This window comes from Lentzea indica (genome assembly GCF_012184385.1).
Lineage (GTDB): Bacteria > Actinomycetota > Actinomycetes > Mycobacteriales > Pseudonocardiaceae > Lentzea > Lentzea indica.
The window spans coordinates 1-14692 of record NZ_VSRL01000226.1 but is presented as its reverse complement, the minus strand read 5'-3'; the positions used below and the strand labels follow the sequence as shown (position 1 = coordinate 14692).

7 protein-coding genes and 2 pseudogenes are annotated in these 14692 nt (G+C 69.1%); 7 read left to right on the top strand and 2 right to left on the bottom strand.

The features are described from left to right. Positions 1-205: pseudogene (locus tag FXN61_RS38305) on the top strand (WXG100 family type VII secretion target); the annotation flags it as partial. A 327-nt stretch (positions 206-532) separates the two neighbouring features. On the opposite strand, the gene mycP reads toward FXN61_RS38305, so the two are convergent. Further along, the gene (gene mycP / locus FXN61_RS38300; RefSeq protein WP_167978802.1) at positions 533-1957 is read right to left on the bottom strand and encodes a type VII secretion-associated serine protease mycosin; all 1425 of its coding nucleotides are present in this window, start codon (positions 1955-1957) and stop codon (positions 533-535) included. Further along, the gene (gene eccD / locus FXN61_RS38295; RefSeq protein ID WP_167978801.1) at positions 1954-3357 is read right to left on the bottom strand and encodes a type VII secretion integral membrane protein EccD; all 1404 of its coding nucleotides are present in this window, start codon (positions 3355-3357) and stop codon (positions 1954-1956) included. Before eccD ends, mycP begins: the two co-directional genes overlap by 4 nt. A gap of 232 nt (positions 3358-3589) precedes the next feature. Here eccD and eccCa point away from each other — a divergent pair, with 232 nt between their 5' ends. The 6 genes and pseudogenes from eccCa to FXN61_RS38270 all read left to right on the top strand — a co-directional run. Next, entirely contained in the window at positions 3590-7606 is a 4017-nt protein-coding gene (eccCa, locus tag FXN61_RS38290) for a type VII secretion protein EccCa (RefSeq protein ID WP_167978800.1), read from the top strand. Between the two features lie 371 nt (positions 7607-7977). Further along, a pseudogene (locus FXN61_RS53370) lies at positions 7978-8406 on the top strand (AfsR/SARP family transcriptional regulator); the annotation flags it as partial. A gap of 140 nt (positions 8407-8546) precedes the next feature. Then, on the top strand, positions 8547-9287 hold the full coding sequence (locus tag FXN61_RS38285) for a BTAD domain-containing putative transcriptional regulator (RefSeq protein WP_312878323.1): 741 nt from the start codon (positions 8547-8549) through the stop codon (positions 9285-9287). Then, positions 9254-10879, top strand: coding sequence for a tetratricopeptide repeat protein (locus FXN61_RS38280; protein ID WP_167978798.1), 1626 nt, complete (start codon positions 9254-9256; stop codon positions 10877-10879). The genes FXN61_RS38285 and FXN61_RS38280 overlap by 34 nt, the downstream gene beginning before the upstream one ends. A gap of 110 nt (positions 10880-10989) precedes the next feature. After that, positions 10990-13686: an AfsR/SARP family transcriptional regulator gene (locus tag FXN61_RS38275; protein WP_167978797.1), complete on the top strand. Its 2697-nt coding sequence runs from the start codon at positions 10990-10992 to the stop codon at positions 13684-13686. A 304-nt stretch (positions 13687-13990) separates the two neighbouring features. Further along, positions 13991-14692, top strand: a 702-nt coding sequence (locus tag FXN61_RS38270; protein ID WP_167978796.1) for an AfsR/SARP family transcriptional regulator, incomplete at its 3' end; no start/stop codon positions are given.

The window sequence follows — 14692 nt, the reverse complement described above, 5'->3', positions numbered from 1 at the left end:
CGCCGCGGCCGCTGGTGGCCGCGCTGGGGGCGCGCCCGGCGGCATGATGGGTGGTATGCCGATGATGGGCGGCATGATGGGCGGCGGTCAGCAGCAGGGCGGCGACAAGGAGCACAAGCCGAAGCAGCGGCTCAGCGGCTCGATCGACGACCTGCTCGGCAAGCCCAAGAAGGCCGCGCCGAAGACGATCGGTGACGACGACTGAAAGTCTTTCCGGACAACGAGAAGGGCCCCGCCGGGAAATTCCGGCGGGGCCTTTCTCGTGAGTCAGCAGTCCGGGATGTCGTGGATGACTCCCGCGACGTTCGCCTCCGCAGTCCAGCCGGTCATGCCGGTCCTGATGTTCCGTGTCAGGCCGTGTCCGATTCGCGCCCTGTACCTGGTAGTCCTTCGGTAGCGCGGCCGAAGCCGGCATCGCGGTGAGCGTCACACCTGCCAGCACTGCCAAATTGTGCTGATCACATGGGAATGCGGAACGGCTCCGCCGGGACACTGTCCAGCGGAGCCGTTCACGTGGCGAAGCCGAGTTCGGCTAGGCGGGTTTGCCGCGCCTGCGGTTGAGCGAGTTGCGGATGATCAACGTCAGCATCAGCAGCGCGCCGCCGACACCGATGCCGCCCAGCGCCACGATGATCGGCGGCCAGTCCAGCCCCGGCGGCGGGGTGACGGCCGTGTTCATCTCCTTGGGCTGCGGCTTCGTGAACCCCTTCGCCTCCGCGGGGAGCACCGCGGTCAGCGCGGCGATCGGGTTGATCATGCCGTAGCCGATCTTGTTGTCCTTGCCGGACACGTTGCCGGGGTGCAGGGCCGTGGCCTTGAGACGGTCCATCACCTGGCGCGCCTTGAGGTCCGGGAACCGCTCGCGCACCAGCGCCGTGATGCCGGCGACGTACGGGGACGCGAAGCTCGTGCCCTTGATGTCCTGCACGCCCTGCGCGGTGACGTTCGCGTTCGTCAGGCCGGTGCCCTTGGGGTCGACGGAGATGATCTCCTCACCCGGCGCCGCGATGCTGACCCACGGGCCCCAGACGCTGAACGAGGAGACCGCGCCCGACCGTGCGATCGACCCCACGGACAGCACGTCGTTGGCGAACCACGCCGGCGACGAGACCGAGTTGACGTTGTTCGGGTCCAGGTTGTTGTTCTGGTTGGCGCACCCGGTGCCCTGGTCGCTGAGGTTGCCGGCCGCGGTGACGATCACGGCGTCCTGAACGTCCACCGCGTACTTGATCGCGGCCTGCAGCTTCTGGTCGTCCGCGCCGAAACCCTTGGGCGGGCCGCAGTTCGTCAGCGAGATGTTGATGACCTTGGCCTTCTGGTCCGCCGCACGGACGATGGCCTGCGCCAGGGTGCCGACCTTGCCGGCGGAGGAACGCTTGTCCGGGTTGGCCGCGTCGCCCTTGAACTCGTAGCGGTCGCTGGTCTGGCGGATCGCGAGGATCGTCGCTTCCGGTGCGGCGCCGACGAAGTCGCCCTCGGTCTTGGCCGCCGCGGCGACGCCGGCGACCTCGGTGCCGTGGCCGTCGCAGTCGTCCGTGCCGTTCTTGCCGCCGGAGTTGTCGACGTACTCGCCACCGGCGACGACCCGGTTTCCGAAGCGGGGGTTGCGCGGGTCGACACCCGTGTCGATGATCGCGATCTTGACGTTCTTGCCGGTCGCGAACCTGTGTGCCTGCTCCAGGTTCAGGTAGACCTGGCCCCAGGGCTTGTACTCGATGAGCTCGCTCTTGGTGTCGGACTCGACGCACCCCTTGGTGGTGCGCTCGTACTTCACGTCCGGCTTGCCCTCGTCCTTCGGCGGCTGGGTGCCGGGCGGCAGATCCGGCGGCACCGAGTTCGGCCGTGCCGCCGCCGGTGTGGACGAGGACGGCTGAGCGGAGGCCTGCGGAAGCGACCCCGTCAGCAGCAGCAGTCCGGCGGTCGCTGCCGCCGTGGTGCGCCTGATGCCGGGCCTCATAGCGAGATCAGGCCTCGGAACACCGCGTACATGTCCATCACGGCGAGGGCCACCGGCACCACAGCGGCGATGAGGATCGCCTCGATGATGTCGACGGTGCGGCGCAACGGCGGCGAGAACTTCTGGCCGGGGAAGACCACGCCGAGCACCAGCGCGGCCGCGCCGAGGAGCAGCAGCGCCCCGAAGACGAAAGCGATGCGGTTGAACGACGACGACGTGATCAGCCAGCCGAGCAGGATGCCCGCGCTGGCGAACATGCCGGTGGACAGCAGCGCCACGGCCTGCGCGCCGTTCGCGTACACCCGGCCGCGCATCATCAGCACGATCGCGACGACCACGCCGTAGATCGGGCCCCAGACCGTGTCGGCGGACGCGGCGACGATGGCGGCCAGTGCCGCGACCGTGCCGGTACCGATGATCATGCCGGTCAGGTACTCGTGCGCGACGGCGGTGCGGCGCTCGATCACCGCGTACTCCGGGAAGCCGGTGTCCTCCTTGAGGTCCTCGGCGTTCGTCGGCACGACGGGCGGCGGGATCTTGGCCAGCTGCAGCGTCAGCCTGGGCAGCATCGACAGCGCGGCGAGCGCGACCGCACCGGTCGCGGCGGCCACACCGGCCAGAGGGTGCTCGACGAACGTCGCGACGAGGAACGCCAGCGCCACGATCGTGCCGCCGGTCGCCGCGGCGATGAACACCGTGATGCCCTGGCCGATCAGCAGGATGCCGCCCCACGCGAAGATCATCAGCAGCGCCGAGGCGAGCAGCATCTTCGGGTTGAAGCCGACACCGGGCACGGCGTGGAAGCCCGCGACGAACGCCATCGGCAGCGAACCGCACGCGGCGATCAGCACACCGGTCGAGGCCGCTCCGTATGCCCGCGCGATGGTCGCGCCCGCCGCAAGTGCGGCGATGGCGGCGACACCTCCCGCGATGGCGGCGGCGAGCCCGCTGCCGGAACCGCCCTGCGTGACCGGGCCGGACAGGAAGAGCGCCACCGCGGCGGCGATCAGCGCAAGCGCGCCGGCGATGTGACCGAACCGCTGTGCGGTCTCCTTGGTCCACGGCCGGAACGAGTCCGGGTCGGACTCCGCGAGTCGCTCGACGACGTCGTCGTACAGCGGCGGCGGTGGGTTCTCGTTGCGGCGGCGCAACTGCAGCAGCTCGCCGTCGACGACACCGAGCGATGCCAGCGTGCGCGCCGGGTCCAGCGGGCTGTCGCCCAGCTTGGCCAGGCACCAGCCGCCGTGCCGGACGCCACCGTCCGGAGTGGCCTCTCTCGCCATCTCCAACAACATGGGCAGGAGATCGGCCACCGCCACGTCGGCAGGTAGCGCGACGTCGATACGCGTTCGAGGTGCCACCACCGTGACACGGCTGAACACCGTCGTACCGGTCGCCACCAGGGCCCCCTAAGTCAGATCAGCGCTTGCAAACAATGTGCCCGACCCTATTGGTCCACTCGGACGCTCGCCGGGCGGCCCTAGTATGGCCGCACCGACGCCTCCTGCACGTGTTGTTCGCAGAACACGTTCGACTGGGTTTTTTCCGGACCCACCTTCGTGGCGCGCGCAGATGCGCAATAGTGTCGGTTGCTACTGGTGGCGTAACGAGAGTCGAAGAGGTGCCTGTCAGTTGAGCACGCTGCAGTTCAAGCGAACGGCACGCCTTGCTGCTCCCCGGCCTCCCGGCGGTGAGGTCCACCTCGAGCCGCCACCTGAGGTCCCCCGGATCATCCCCGGCAACATCATGATGAAGGCGATGCCCGTCGTCATGATCATCGCGTCCGTCGGCATGATGGGCATGATGTTCGTGTTCGCGCCGCGGCAGCCCGCGGCGATGATCATGCCGGGCATGATGATGATCTCGACCATCGGCATGATGGCGAGCGGCATGGGCTCTGGCAAAGGCCAGAAGAAGGCCGAGATGAACGAGGACCGCAAGGACTACCTGCGGTACCTCGGCCAGATGCGCGACCGCGCCCGCGAGGCGGCCGACGAGCAGCGCGCCGAGCGCGAGTGGGTGCACCCGGACCCGCAGATGCTGTGGTCGCTCGCCACCACGCGCCGCATGTGGGAACGCCGTCAGAACGACCCGGACTTCTGCCACCTGCGCGCGGGACGAGGTTCGCAACGCCTCGCGACCCGCCTTGTGCCGCCGCAGACCGGTCCTGTCGAGGAACTCGAGCCGATCGCGACACTGGCGCTGCGCCGTTTCGTGCGCGCCCACTCGCTCGTGCCCGACCTGCCGATCTCCATCGCACTGCGCGGTTTCGCCGCGGTCGGCCTGCTTGGTGAGATCGAGGACCGCCGCGACCTCGCGCGTGCCCTCCTCGCCCAGCTCGTCACCTTCCACGCACCTGACGACCTGCTGATCGCGGTCGTGAGCGCGGGGCGCACCAAGCAGCTGTGGGAGTGGGTGAAGTGGCTGCCGCACGCGCAGCACCCCACCGACATCGACGGCATCGGCCAGCGCCGCATGATGGCGAACTCGCTCGCCGAGATCGAGGCGATGCTGGACGAGAACCTGCGCGACCGGCAGCGGTTCACCCGCAACGCCCCGCCGCCGCCCGACCAGCCGCACATCGTGATCGTCATCGACGACGGCGACATCAGCCGCGAAGAGATGATCATCCTCGAGGAGGGTCTGGTCGGCGTCACGCTGCTGGACCTCAACGAGTGCCTCGGCAACCTCACCGCCCGCCGCGGTCTGCGCCTGGTCGTCGAGAACAATCAGCTCGGAGCCCGTTCCGCGACCGGTGTCGAGTGGTTCGGCGCGCCGGACCGGCTGTCCATCGTGGAGGCCGAGGCGCTCGCACGCAGGCTCTCGCCGTACCGCATGGGCGCTGCCGGTGAGGCCGGCGGCGACTCGGGCGAGGACCCGTTGGCGATGAGCAACAACCCGCCGATCCTCGAGTTCATGGGCATCCCCGGCGACCCGATCACGTTCGACGTGCAGCAGGCGTGGCGGCCGCGGCCCAAACGCGACCGCTACCGCATCCCGTTCGGCATCGGCGAGCACGGCCAGGCGGTCGAGCTCGACATCAAGGAAGCGGCAGAGGACGGCATGGGCCCGCACGGCCTGTGCATCGGCGCGACCGGTTCCGGTAAGTCGGAGTTCCTCCGCACCCTGGTGCTGGGTCTGCTGGCCTCGCACTCGTCGACGGCGCTCAACATGATCCTCGTCGACTTCAAGGGTGGTGCGACGTTCCTGGGCCTGGACAAGGCACCGCACGTCGCCGCGACGATCACCAACCTGGCCGGCGACCTGACCCTGGTCGACCGCATGAAGGACGCCATCGCGGGTGAGGTGTCGCGCCGCCAGGAGGTTCTGGCGAAGGGCAACTACAAGAACGTCTGGGACTACGAGAAGGCCCGTGAGAACGGTGCCCAGCTCGACCCGCTGCCCGCTCTGTTCATCTGCATCGACGAGTTCTCCGAGATGCTGACGGCGAAGCCGGACTTCATCGACATCTTCCTTCAGATCGGTCGTGTCGGCCGGTCGCTGCAGATGCACATGCTTCTGGCGTCGCAGCGACTCGAGGAAGGCAAGCTGCGCGGTCTGGACACGTTCCTCTCGTACCGCATCGGTCTGAAGACGTTCAACGCGGCCGAGTCCCGTGCGGCGATCGGTGTTCCGGACGCCTACGAGCTGCCGCCGATCCCGGGTTCGGGTTACCTCAGCGTTCAGGGCATGCCGCTGACGAGGTTCAAGGCGCTCTACGTGTCGGGCACCTACCGGCCGTCCGGCATGCAGTCCGCCGGCGAGTCGGTGGCGGTCCGCAGCGACAAGCGCCCGCGGTTCTTCGTGCCGGACTTCATCGAGATCCCGAAGGAGCCGGAGCGGCCGATCGAGCCGGTCAAGGTCGAGGCCGCGCCGGTCAAGGAAGACGCGAACGAGCCGACCCAGCTCGAGCTGATCGTCGAGCGTCTCGTCGGCCAGGGCCCGCCCGCGCACGAGGTGTGGCTGCCACCGCTGAACGAGCCGCCGACGATGGACACGATCCTGCCGCCGCTCGACGTGACTCCCGACCGCGGTCTCACGTCACCGGGTTACCCGGCGAACAGCACGCTGCAGATCCCGGTCGGCGTGGTCGACAAGCCGTTCGAGCAGCGCCGCGACCTGTTGTGGGCGGACTTCTCCGGTGCCGCCGGTCACGGCGCGGTCGTCGGTGGTCCGCAGTCGGGCAAGTCGACGCTGCTCAGGACGATGATCGCGTCGATGGCGCTGACGCACACCCCGGAAGAGGCGCAGTTCTACTGCATCGACCTCGGTGGTGGAACGCTCGCCTCGATGGAGGACATGCCGCACGTCGGTGGGTTCGCCGGTCGTCTCGACGTCGACAAGGTCCGCCGCATGGTGGCGGAGCTGCAGACCCTGATCACCGAGCGCGAGCTCCGCTGGCGCGACCAGCGCATCGACTCGATGGGCGAGTTCCGCAACCGCAAGCGCCGCGGTGAGATCAAGGACGACGCCTTCGGCGACGCGTTCCTGATCGTGGACGGCTGGATGAACTTCCGCCAGGAGTTCGAGATGGTCGAGCCGCAGGTCCAGGCGCTGGCGGCGCAGGGTCTGTCCTACGGCGTCCACGTGATCGTCGCCGCCAACCGGTGGGCGGAGATCCGGCCTGCGATGAAGGACCTCCTCGGCACGCGGTTCGAGCTGCGCCTCGGTGACCCGAGCGAGTCCGAGATCGACCGCAAGGTCGCGGTCAACGTGCCGCCCGGCCGGCCAGGTCGCGGTCTGACGGGTGACAAGCTTCACTTCCTCACCGGTCTGCCGCGCATCGACACGTTGCAGGACCCGACCACGATCTCGGCGGGTGTCCAGGACCTCAGCGCCAAGCTCATCCAGGCGTGGCAGGGTCCGCGGGCTCCGCAGGTCCGGATGCTGCCCGACCTGCTCGACCACGCTCAGTTCATGGCGCAGGTCCAGCAGATCAACCCCAACCGCGGCCACCTGGTCCCGGTCGGTGTCAACGAGGACGAGCTCGCGCCGGTCTACATGGACTTCGACGCGGACCCGCACTTCCTGGCGCTGGCCGACGGCGAGTCGGGCAAGACGAACATCCTGCGCACGATCGTCCGCGGCATCATGCAGAGCTACACCTCGTCCGAGGCGTTGATCCTGCTCGCGGACTACCGCCGCACGATGCTCGGCTTCATCGACACCGACCACCTGCTCAGCTACGCGGTGTCGGGCGCCCAGTTCACGCAGAACGTCCAGGAGGTGCGCGGCTCGCTCGCCAAGCGCATGCCCGGTCCTGACGTCACGCAGGAACAGCTCAAGAACCGGTCCTGGTGGACGGGTCCCGAGGTGTTCATCGTCGTCGACGACTACGACCTGGTCGCCCCGCAGGGTGGCGCGAACCCGATGCAGCCGCTGGCCGAGTTCATCCCGCAGGCGAAGGACGTCGGTCTGCACGTCGTCGTCGTCCGCCGCATGGGTGGTGCGTCCCGCGCGATGTACGACCCGATCATCGGCAAGCTGAAGGAGATCGCGGCGCCGATCTTCGTCGGTTCCGGTTCGAAGGAGGAGGGCAACATCGTCGGCAACCTCAAGCCGTCGCCGCAGCCTCCCGGCCGGGGCACGCTGGTGACCCGCAAGCACGGTCAGCAGCGCATGCAGTTCGCCTGGATCCAGCCCGACTAACGGGCGGGCACAACGTCTTCGTGGGTGGTCTCGCCGTTCGGCGGGGCCACCCACGAGTCGTTTCCGGGGAACTGAAAGGGCCCGCGGCCGAAGCCGCGGGCCCACTCAGGTAGCAGGGGTGTCTACCTGTCCCCCCGTTCACCGGACCCGGATCCGGTGCGGTCAAGAGGGAGGAGACCGCACCGGCCGGGCTGCATCTTCTGAGACGCCCCCAGGTCTGTCTCGTCCGATCCGGTTGAAGATGACTTTGCAGCAAGCCTCTCTCGCGGCGCTCACGCATCGATGACATCCGTTTCCGGGCAAAGTAAAACGGGCCCGCAGCCGAAGCCGCGGGCCCGAACCGAACAGCAGGGGACTGTCCGGTTCCCCCCATGACCGGGTTCCTTCCTGACCGACCCACTGGGGAGGGGCGGCCGGGACGGAGATCGACGATCGTGACACCCCCCAAGCTTCCGTTGTCACTTCTCGTCGTCCGGCTGATGTCTACTTTGCCCTGTGGCGCTCACACTTCGGTCACACTGAGTCCACGCCCCTACACTCGGCGCTCGGTCACACCGGGCGAGAGGGGCGACGTGCGAGTCGAGTACCGCGTGCTGGGACCGCTCGAGGTTCTGCTCGACGGAGTCCCTGTCAGCGTTCCCGCCGGCCGGTGCCGCGTGTTGCTCGCCACACTCTTGTTGCGCGCCAACGAGTTCGTGTCGACCGGCGAGATCGTCGAACGGCTGTGGGACGGGACGCCACCCAGCATGGACCGCGCGGGCAAGACGCTGCACATGGTCGTGAACCGGTTGCGGCAGGCGCTCGGTGCGGCGAGCTGCGTGCGCACCGGTGCCGGTGGTTACGCGGCTTTCGTCGAACCCGGCCAGCTGGACCTGCTGCGGTTCCGCGCTCATCTCGACGCCGGCGAGCACGCCGAGCGACAGCGCTCTGGCGCGGGCCGGTGCTGGGCAACGTCGCGTCGGAGTCGTTGCACCGCGACTTCGTGCCCGCGCTGGTCGAGGAACGGCTGGACGCACTGGAACGGCGGATCGACGCCGACCTGGCACGCGGCGTCGCGGCGGAGCTGGTGCCGGAGCTGAGAGCGCTCACAAACCAGCACCGGTTGCGGGAGGTGTTCTGGGCGCAGCTGATGCTCGCCCTGCACCGCACCGGCCAGCAGGCGGACGCGCTGGCCGCATACCAGGAGGTCGCGGTCGTGCTGGACGGCCAGCTCGGCGTCACACCGGGACCGCGGCTGCGGGAGGCGCAGCAGCAGGTGCTGGCAGGAGACGTGCCCGAGCCGGCGTCGCAGCCGCACCACGTGCCCAGGCAGTTGCCGACCGCGTTGCCGCACTTCGTCGGCAGGGAGCCGGAACTGGAGAGGCTCGACGCCGTCCTCGGTGCCGGTCAGCTGGTCGTGGTGATCAACGGCAGCGGTGGCATCGGCAAGACTTCGCTGGCGGTGCAGTGGGCGCACAGGATCGCCGGCCGGTTTCAGGACGGGCAGCTCTACAGCGACCTGCGCGGGTTCGACCCGACCGGCGCGCCGGTGAACCCGATCAGCACGGCCCGTGACTTCCTGCTGGCACTCGGCGTCCCTGCGGATGAGATCCCGGCCGGCACCGAGGCGATGCTGGACAGCTACCGCTCCCTGTTGTCCGGCGCCGGGTGCTGGTGCTGCTCGACAACGTCCGTGACGTGACGCAGGTGCGGCCGCTGCTGCCGGGCGGGTCGCGCAGCCTGGCAGTGATCACGTCCCGCAACCGGTTGCGCGGACTGACGGCCCAGTACCGGGTGCTCCCGTTGGACGTGCTGGATCCGGGCGCGTCGATGGACCTGTTCGGCGGCAGGGTCGGCGCGGAACGGGTCGCGGCGGAGCCGGAAGCGGCCACCCGGCTGGTCGACCTGTGCGCGGGCCTGCCGCTGGCACTCGCCGTGGTGGCGGCACGGGCGACGCTCGACCAGCACCCGTTGGGCATGCTCGTGGAGGAGCTCGAACACGCCGCGCTGGACGCGTTGGACACCGATGATCCGCTGACGAGCGTGCGGGCGGTGTTCTCGTGGACGTTCGGATGCCTGAGCCCGGCGGCGGCGCGCCTGTTCGTCCTGCTCGGCCTGCACCCCGGTCCTGACGTGACGGAGCCGGCCGCGACCAGCCTGATGGCGGCACCGTCGGCCGAGGCGTTGGACGAGCTGGCTCGCTACAGCCTGATCACGTACCAAAAAGGCCGCTACCGGCTGCACGACCTGATGCGTTCGTACGCGGCGGAGGAGGCGGCTCACCGGTTGTCGTCTGCTGAGCGAACGGCTGCTCAGCGGAGGTTTTTCGACCACCTCATGCACTCCGCACTGGCCGCGACCGGGAGATCCGACCCGTTGCGTCAGCCCATCACCACATCGGACCCCGCTCCCGGCGCCGTCGTGCTCACGTTCGAGGCGAGCACCGACGCCGACCGCTGGTACGCAGAGGAGCGAGAGGTGTTCGGCCCCGCGGTGGCCGCCGCGGGCGAGGCCGGCTTCGACGGTCACGTGTGGCGCACGGTGTGGGCGATCCGCCACTTCCTGCTGGCCACCGGCCGGTGGCGAGAGGGCGAGCGCCTGCAACGGCTGGCCATCGCCGCCGCGCAACGGGCCGGTGACCTCGAAGGAGAGTGCCGGGCCCGCCGTGGCCTGGTGTCCTGCCTGGTTCCCGAGCAGAAGTTCGACGAGGCCGAGCACCAGCTCCGTGCGGCGGTTGCGCTGGACGAGCGGCTGGGCGACTTGATCGGGTTGTCGAACGACCTGCGCGGCCTCGCCTACCTGCTCGGCCGGCAGGGCAAGTACGCCGAAGCGCTCGACCCGTTGCTGCGCGCCTCGGACGTGGCGTCGCGAAGCGGCGACCACATCGAACTGGCCAGCGTCTCGGCCTCACTGGCGTTCGTGCACCACGAACTCGGCGATCACCTCGAAGCGGCGAAACGCGCGGAACAGGCCCGCGACATGTACCTGGAACTCGTGCCGGACGAGCGGGACACCGTCGTGGCCTCGAACCGCGACACCCTCGGCAGCATCTACCGCGCGCTGGGCCGCTACGACGAGGCGGAGGCGAACTACCTCAGATCCGTGGAGCTGCAGGCAACGCTCTCGTACCGGCACTACCAGGCAGACACGCTCGTGCGGCTGGCCGACATGAAACGGGAGCTCGGCGAACTCGACGCGGCCCGCGGCTACTACCTCGCGGCGCTCGACGTTTACGACGACCTGGGCTTCGCCAAAGCCGACGACGTGCGGGAGCTGCTCTCGCTCCTGGGTTGAGAGGCCGGTCCCGCCACAGTGAAGAGGGAGGTAACTGCGGCGGGACCGGCCAGTCATAGGGTCGCTGATCACGCTCACACTTCGGTCACATGTCGCTGGAAGGAGGGACCGTGACTGCCGAGTATCGGGTCCTCGGGCCGCTGGAGGTGCTGGCCGAGGGCGCTCCTGTGCCTGTGCCCGCTGGGCGGTGCCGGGTGCTGCTGGCCACGTTGTTGTTGCGCCCCAACCAGTTCGTGTCCGTCGACGAGCTGGTCGAGAGGGTCTGGGACGGTTCCCCGCCCAGGGCCAGGTCGTCGCTGCACATGGTGGTGCGTCGGCTGAGGGTCGCGCTGGGTGATGCGGACTGCGTGCGGACCCTTCCCGGTGGGTACCAGGCCTCAGTGGGGCCGGACCAGCTCGACCTGCTGCGGTTCCGCGCACTGGTCGGCTCTGAGGACTTCGTTGCCGCTGTGGCGTTGTGGCGCGGTCCGATGCTGTCCAACGTCGTGTCCGACATGGTGCACAAGAACGACGTCCCGTTGGTGACGGAGGAATGGTTCGGCGCGCTCGAACGGCGCATCGACGTCGACCTCGAGTCCGGCAGAGGTCCCGACCTGGTGGCTGAGCTGCAGCTGCTGACCATGCGGCATCCGCTCCGGGAAGTGTTGTGGGGCCAGCTGATGCTCGCGCTGGCCCAGTCAGGGCAACAGGCGAAGGCGTTGGTCGCGTACCAGCAGATCCGCGGCCGGCTGGTCAACCAACTCGGGGTCGATCCCGGCGAGCGACTGCGTGCCGTCCACCACCAGGTGCTCTCAGGCTCGGTGAGGGCGCGTGGACCCGTGCCCCGGCTGTTACCGACGTTCGTGCCGCGCTTCGTCGGACGGGCAGTTCAGCTCCGCGAGCTCACCGGTCTGGTGGGCCGTGACGAGCCGATGATCGCCACGATCACGGGCATCGCGGGCGTCGGCAAGACAATGCTCGCCTTGCACTGGGCGCACAGCGTGTCGAGCCGCTTCCCCGACGGACAACTGCACGTGAACATGCGCGGATTCGACCGGCATCGCGAACCGATGGCGCCGGGTGATGTGCTCAGCCGGTTCCTCGAAGCACTCGGCGTGGCCTCGGAGCGCATCCCCGCCGATGTCGAGGCACAGGGCGCGATGTACCGCGGTCTTGTCGTGGGCCGCCGGATGCTGTTGGTGCTGGACAACGCCCGCGACGCCGAGCACGTCCGGCCGTTGCTGCCGGGCCCGTCTCCGTCGCTGGTGCTGATCACGAGCCGTAACCAGCTCGGCGGACTGGGCGCGCGACGGCTCGCGTTGGACGTGCTCAGTCGCGACGAGGCCCGTGCGTTGCTTGTCAGCAGACTCGGCGAGGCACGGCTGGACGCTGCTGCCGATGAGCTCATCGCGTGGTGCGGAGGACTGCCGCTGGCACTCGCGATCGTGGCGGCGCGTGCGGCGGAGACACCGCAACTTCCGCTGTCCGCCCTGGTCGCTGAGCTGGCTGACGAGCACACGCGCCTCGACTCACTGGACACCGGTGACGCGGCCACCAGCGTCCGCACAGTCTTCCAATGGTCGTACCAGCAACTCAGTGCGGCGGCCGCGCGGATGTTCCGGCTGATCGGCGTCCATCCAGGACCGGACATCACCGTGCCCGCGGCGGCGAGTCTCACGGGCCAGTCCGCTGACGAGACGCGCGCATGCGTGCTTGAGCTCGTCCGGGCGAACCTCCTGGTCGAGCACGTGGCCGGGCGGTACACGTGCCACGACCTGTTGCGCGTCTATGCCGCCGATCGTGCCGCGGCCGACGAGTCGGCCGAGTCACGAGAGGCGGCGGTGGAGCGGATGCTTGACCACTACCTCCACACGCTGGCCGGGATCGACCGCAACCACAACCACAATCACCGCGGCCTCGAGGACTATCCGGTGCCGGCCGCGAAGGTGACTCCCGAGACGTTCGACGACCAACCTGCCGCCATGGCATGGCTGGACGCGGAACGGATGGTGATCCGCGGAGTCGTCGCGTACGCGGACGAACAGGGCCTCGACCGCCACACCTGGCAGTTGACGTGGTTCGCGCTCGACATGGTCGATTGGTTCGGACTGTGGCGGGAGTGGGTCGAGCAGGTGGACCGGGCGTCGCTGGCTGCCGCTCGTCTCGGCGATCGGCGCCAGATGGCGAGGCTCGTGGTCCTGCTGGCGACCGGTTATGCGAGGTTCGGCAGGCTTGAGACGAGCCTGGAGCACTTCGAGATCGCCAACCGGATCTACGAAGAAGTCGGCGTGGTGGCGGGCCAGGTGCGTGCCCAGGCCGGCATCGCCTGGGTTCTCGGACAGGTCGGTCGTCACCACGAGGCGGTCGAGGTCGCGCGGAAGTCGCTGGAGTTGTTGCGCGGTGACGCCTGCGTCACCCCGGAGCGGATGCGAATGGCCCTGCATCAGCTCGCGGCGGCACTCGTCCTGGTCGGCAAGTACGAGGAGGTGCTCGAGTGCGCCGCTGAGTGGGAAGCGCAGGAAGGAACTCCAGCACCGGTGTCCAGCGGTTTGATGGCGACCGAAAGGGCACGAGCCTTCATCGGACTCGGCGAGCCCGCTCGTGCGGTCGCCGAACTGGACCGCGCGCTCGACTGGTTCCACCAGAAGGGCAGTTGGAACGACACCGCTGCCACGCAGGTCCTGCTCGGCGATGCGCACCACGGCCTCGGTGATCCCGCCGCGGCTCGCCGCTGGTGGACAGAAGCGGTGGCGGCCTACGAGCAGCACCAGCACCAGCACGTGGACCACGTGCGGGCCAAGCTCGCCGCGTTGCCCGAAAACTGGTGAGCGGTGCTGGTAGCCCCCCAGGAACCTTTGCCACCAGCACCGCTGAGGAGAACTCTGCCCGACGCCGCTCACACATCGCTCACACCGCGATCACAGACCGTCTAAACTGCCCGTGACCTGGGAGGACGTGTGTGAGCCGGCTACCGCGTCCTGGGGCCGTTGGAGTTGCCGCTCGACGGCTGAAACAACATGGCAACGAGCGAGAGCCCTCCAGCGTGAACTTGGCGGCGGCGGAGCTGAAGAGCCGGCCGAACCGGGGTAGCCGGTGGCCGCACATCGTCCACTGTGGACCGGAGAAGGGGTCATGAACGTCGAGTACCGCGTCCTCGGGTCGCTGGAGGTGCTGCGCGACGGCGTGCCGATCTCGGTGCCCGCCGGTCTCGGACGTGTACTGCTCGCGACGTTGTTGTTGCGGCCCAACCAGTTCGTGTCCGTCGATGAGCTGGTCGACCGGCTGTGGGACGGCGAACCGCCCACGATCGACCGGGCGCACAAGACGTTGCAGATGGTCGTCCGCCGGCTGCGGATGGCGTTGGGGGACGCCAACTGCGTGCGCACGACCACTGGCGGCTATCTCGCCGAGGTCGACCCCGACCGGCTGGACCTGACCCGGTCCCGGCGCCTCGCCGCCGAGGGCGAGTTCGCGGGAGCGCTGGCCCACTGGCGTGGTCCGGTGGCTTCGAACGTCGACTCGTCGCACCTGCACCGCGAGGATGTACCACCGCTCGTCGAGGAACGGCTCGTCGTGCACGGCAGGCGCCTCGACGCGGACCTGGCGCGTGGCCGCGGTGCCGAGCTGGTGGAGGAGCTGCGGGAGCTGACCCGCGAACACCCGCTGCGCGAAGGGTTCTGGGCGCAGCTGGTGCAGGCGCTGCACCAGGCGGGCAGGCCGCAGGAGGCCCTCGCGGCGTACGAGCAGATCCGCGACCACCTCGCCGACGAGCTGGGCGTCGAGCCCGGCCAGCCGTTGCGCGAGCTGCACGAACGGCTGCTCGACCCGGCGTCG

Coding starts and splice junctions, on each gene's coding strand:
- mycP (WP_167978802.1), bottom strand. CDS start 1,957: ATGAGGCCCGGCATCAGGCGCACCACGGCGGCAGCGACCGCCGGACTG.